This window comes from bacterium (genome assembly GCA_024224155.1).
Taxonomy (GTDB): Bacteria; Acidobacteriota; Thermoanaerobaculia; order Multivoradales; family JAHEKO01; genus CALZIK01.
Map to the genome: position 1 here is coordinate 1 of JAAENP010000539.1, position 857 is coordinate 857.

Consider the following 857-nt stretch of genomic DNA (forward strand, 5'->3'; position numbering starts at 1 on the left):
GAAGCACGGCGCCGAGCGCGGCGCCAAAGGGTTCACCTGCTGGACGCAGTTCGTGTCCATGCTGTTCTGCCAGCTGGCTCAAGCCGACTCGTTGCGGGAGATCTGCAACGGCCTGGCCTGCTGTCTGGGCAAGCTCACCCATGTGGGGATCGACAAGGCTCCGAAGAAGTCGACGCTGGCCTACGCCAACCAACACCGACCGGCCAGCCTCTTTGAGGACCTGTTCTGGACGGCCCTGGGGCGGTTCCGCTCCAAGGGGGTGCTGGGAAATCACCGGCCGTCGAAGCTTCGGTTCCGCAACAAGCTCATGTCGCTGGACGCCACCACCATCTCGCTGTGTCTGAAGCTCTTTCCCTGGGCCAAGTTCCGCCGCTCCAAGGGTGGAGTCAAGGTCCACGTCCTGCTCGATCACGACGACTACATGCCCTCCTACGTGCTGATCACCGAGGCCAAGCGAGCCGATGTCAAGGTCGCTCGATCGCTGCATCTCAATCCCGGCTCGATCATCGCCATGGATCGCGCCTACAACGACTATGCTCTCTTCGGCCGATGGTGTGCCAAGGGTCTCTTCTTCGTCACGCGGATGAAGGCCCGCACCCGCTATGAGGTCGTCGAAGCGCGCCCGCTGCCGCAGAACCGCCCCATTCTCGCCGACGAGATCATCCGCCTCACCAGTAAGAAGGCCCAAGAGGATTGCCCGGATCTGCTGCGGCGGGTGGTCGTCTGGGATGCGGAGAAGGAGCGCGAGATCGTGCTGCTGACCAACCACCTGGACTTCGGGGCGACCACTCTGTCTGCGATCTACCGCGAGCGGTGGAAGATCGAGCTGTTCTTCAAGGCCGTGAAGCAGAACCTCA

1 protein-coding gene is annotated in these 857 nt (G+C 62.7%); it reads left to right on the forward strand.

Annotated elements, in window-relative coordinates; translation table 11 throughout:
- On the forward strand, positions 1-857 hold an 857-nt coding region (locus GY769_25070), incomplete at both ends, for an IS4 family transposase (GenBank protein ID MCP4205196.1).